This window comes from Mesorhizobium sp. M7A.F.Ca.US.006.04.2.1, assembly GCF_004022915.1.
Lineage (GTDB): Bacteria > Pseudomonadota > Alphaproteobacteria > Rhizobiales > Rhizobiaceae > Mesorhizobium > Mesorhizobium ciceri.
The window spans coordinates 1-3,426 of record NZ_RZQA01000712.1 but is presented as its reverse complement, the minus strand read 5'-3'; the positions used below and the strand labels follow the sequence as shown (position 1 = coordinate 3,426).

Annotated in this window: 3 protein-coding genes; 2 read left to right on the top strand and 1 reads right to left on the bottom strand. The window is 65.3% G+C overall.

Going from position 1 to position 3,426, the window contains the following annotated elements:
* Positions 1-78: 78 nt before the first annotated feature.
* Together EN925_RS28585 and EN925_RS28580 are read left to right on the top strand one after the other, a co-directional pair.
* Positions 79-1,053, top strand: coding sequence for an ABC transporter ATP-binding protein (locus EN925_RS28585; RefSeq protein WP_127368426.1), 975 nt, complete (start codon positions 79-81; stop codon positions 1,051-1,053).
* 48 nt (positions 1,054-1,101) lie between these two features.
* Positions 1,102-3,129, top strand: a complete 2,028-nt coding sequence (locus tag EN925_RS28580; RefSeq protein ID WP_127368427.1) for a CocE/NonD family hydrolase — start codon at positions 1,102-1,104, stop codon at positions 3,127-3,129.
* A gap of 23 nt (positions 3,130-3,152) precedes the next feature.
* Here the strand turns inward: EN925_RS28580 and EN925_RS28575 are convergent.
* Positions 3,153-3,426: LysR substrate-binding domain-containing protein (locus EN925_RS28575; protein ID WP_245487330.1), on the bottom strand; the 274-nt coding region annotated here is incomplete at its 5' end.

Genomic DNA, 3,426 nt, shown 5'->3' with positions numbered 1-3,426 from the left:
GCCTCCCAGCGCCCCTGTCGGCGGATCTCATATCGCCCATTGCTGGCACTCGGACGTTCCACTGGGGGCCATGGGCGCATGAACGAAGACCTGCTCCGTGTCAGCGACCTGCGCGTCTCGTTCCGGGTTGGCGGCCTGTCCGCCAGGCTCGCGGGGCGGGCCACCGAAATCGAAGCGGTCTCCGGCGTCAGCTTCACGCTTCAACGAGGCAGCACCTTCGCGCTGGTCGGCGAATCCGGCTCGGGCAAGACGACGCTGGCGCGCACCCTCAACGGTCTTCAGCCGGTGAAAGCAGGCACGATCGTGTTCGAAGGACAGGAACTGCAAGGCCTGTCCAACGCCGCGATGAAACCGGTGCGGCGGCGCATGCCGATGATGTTCCAGGATCCGGTCGGATCGCTGTCGCCGCGGCTCAGCGTGCGCTCGCTGCTGTCGGAGCCTTTCGTCATCCACGGTTTGTCGGATCGCGATCTCAACGCTGAAGTCACACGGCTTCTTGCGCTGGTCGGGCTGCCGCGCGATTTCGCCGACCGCTACCCGCACCAGCTATCTGGCGGCCAGGCGCGCCGCGTCGGCGTAGCGCGGGCGATTGCGCTGGACCCGGTGCTGGTCGTCGCCGACGAGCCGACCGCCGGCCTCGACGTCTCCGTGCAGGGAGAGGCGCTGAACCTGCTCAACGACCTGCGCGACCGCATGGGCCTGTCGATGCTGATCATCACCCACAATCTGCATGTCGTGCGCCAGATCGCCGACCGCATGGCGGTGATGTATCTCGGGCGCTTCGTCGAGCAGGGCGAAACCGAAGCGATCTTCCGCGCCCCGCATCATCCCTATACGGCGGCCCTTCTCTCCGCCAATCCCGAGCCTGATCCCGACAGGGTGCATCAGCGCATCACGCTGCCGGCTGACGTTCCGTCCTTGCTGGCGCGCCCCTCAGGCTGCGAGTTTCACACACGCTGCCCGCAGGCCGAGGGCCGTTGCGCGCTGGATGTCCCCGTCCCGGCCTCGGTCGGCGACAGCCGTCTGACCTGCCATTTCCCGCTGAACACATAAGGATCGCCACCGGCGCAAGTGTCGGCCGAGGCGTTGAGAGGAGCCGCCATGCAAGATATCCGCGTCGTCACCGATTTCCCGCGCAAAATCCGCGAGATCGAGAATTTGTGGATTCCGATGCCGGATGGCGTCAAGCTGGCGGCGCGTGTCTGGCTGCCGGAAGACGCGGAGAGCGATCCCGTGCCGGCGATCCTCGAATATTTGCCCTATCGCAAGCGTGACGGAACGGTGGAGCGCGATGCGCTGACGCATCCCTATTTCGCCGGTCACGGCTATGCCGGCGTGCGGGTCGACATGCGCGGCTCGGGCGACAGCGAAGGGCTGTGCAAGGGTGAGTATCTGAAGCAGGAGCAGGATGACTGCCTGGTGGTCATCGAATGGCTGGCGAGGCAATCCTGGTGCTCGGGAAGCGTCGGCATGATCGGCATCAGCTGGGGCGGCTTCAACGGGCTGCAGGTCGCGGCCCGCCGGCCGCCGGCGCTGAAAGCCGTCGTTTCGCTGTGTTCGACCGACGACCGCTATAACGACGACGTGCATTATCTCGGCGGCGCGATGATGTGCGACAATCTGATGTGGGGAACCACCGCCTGGGCCATCGCCATGACCCCGCCCGACCCGCTCATTGTCGGTGACCGCTGGCGCGGTCTTTGGAAACAACGGCTGAATGGCAATGGCATCTGGATGCAGGACTGGTTCGAACACCAGCGCCGCGACGATTTCTACAAGCACGGTTCGATCTGCGAGGATTATTCCGATGTCGAAATCCCGGTCTACGCCGTCGGCGGCTGGGCCGACGGTTACCCCAATCCGATCTTCCGGATGCTGGAAAAGCTAAGCGGTCCCCGCAAAGGGTTGATTGGACCCTGGGGCCATAAATATCCGCACTTCGCCATGCCAGGACCGCGCATCGGCTTCCTGCAGGAGTGCCTGCGCTGGTGGGACCAATATCTCAAGGGCATAAACACCGGCATTGCCGACGAGCCGATGCTGCGCGCCTGGATTCAGGATCCCGCACGGCCGGCAGCGATCTATGACGAGCGACCCGGCCGCTGGGTCGCGGAGCCGGCATGGCCGGGGCCGGGGATCGGCGAAAAGGTGCTGAACCTTGCGCCGCATGTGCTGAGCGAGGCCAGGGGCGAAGACACGATCCTGGAGATTTCATCGCCGCAGACGGCCGGCCTGTCTTCCGGCGCCTGGTGCGGTTATGGCGTCATGCCGACCTTGCCGGTCGACCAACGCACGGAAGAAGGCAATGCCCTGATCTTCGAGACGGCGCCGTTGACCGAAGCGGTCGAGATCCTCGGTTTTCCCGAATTCGAGGTCAAGCTCTCCTCCGACAAGCCGGTTGCGCTTCTGTCCGCCACGCTGTCGCAAGTGTTCCCTGAAGGTGCTGCCTCGCGCGTCAGCTACGGCATCCTCAATCTGAGCCATCGCAACGATGATCTGGACATCGCACCCATGGTGCCGGGCCGGGCGGAGACCGTCCGCATCAAGCTGCGCTGCTGCGGGCAGCGTTTCGAGGTTGGCGAGCGTATCCGGCTGGCACTGGCGACATCGCATTGGCCGATCGTCTTTCCGACCGCCGAGCAGGCGACGCTGTCGATCCATTGCGGCGATAGCCGGCTGATCCTGCCGGTGCGCGCGCCGCAGAAGCTGGACGACACGCTGGGGGCCTTCCTGGCTCCGGAAAGCGCCGCGCCGATGGAGCAGGAGGTTCTGACCAAAGGGGACGGCTTTCAGCGCTCGGTTTCGACAGACCAGGTCACTGGCGAGACCGTCTACCAAGTCGTCAATGATGGCGGCACGGTGCGGCATCCGCATACGGGAATCGTCCTTTCAGCGAAGCATGTCGACCGGTTCTCCATTCACCCCGACGACCCGACCTCGGCGGTCGGCACCTGCACCTGGGAAAAATCCTATGGCCGCGGCGACTGGCAGGCGCGCCTTTCAGTGACGGCGACGGTGCGCGCGCTGCGCGACGTCTGGCGGATCGAGACCCACATCACTGCCCATGACGGAGACGAGCGGATCGTCGACCGCAGCGAGGTCAAGGAGTATCGGCGCGATCTCAACTGAGCGGCGGCGATTGGACTGGGCAATCAGGCCATCGATTTCGGCAAGGCGAAGGCCAGCGCATCGACGGCCAGCCGCACCTTCAGCGGCAGATGCGGTGTCTGCAGCCAAAGCGCGTGGCAGTCGTAGAGATATCGCGGCTGGTCCGGCAACAGCGCCATCAGCGCGCCGGCCTGAATGCGGTCGCGTACCAGCCACCAGGGCAGCCAGGCCAGCCCCATGCCGTCGGCGGCCGCGTCAGCGATGGCATCGAGATCGTCGAGCCGCAGCCGTCCGGTTGGCGTGATCTCGAGCGTGGGT

Excerpts from the sequence above, each read along its gene's own strand:
- EN925_RS28580 (WP_127368427.1), top strand. The coding sequence starts at position 1,102 with ATGCAAGATATCCGCGTCGTCACCGATTTCCCGCGCAAAATCCGCGAG.
- EN925_RS28585 (WP_127368426.1), top strand. The coding sequence starts at position 79 with ATGAACGAAGACCTGCTCCGTGTCAGCGACCTGCGCGTCTCGTTCCGG.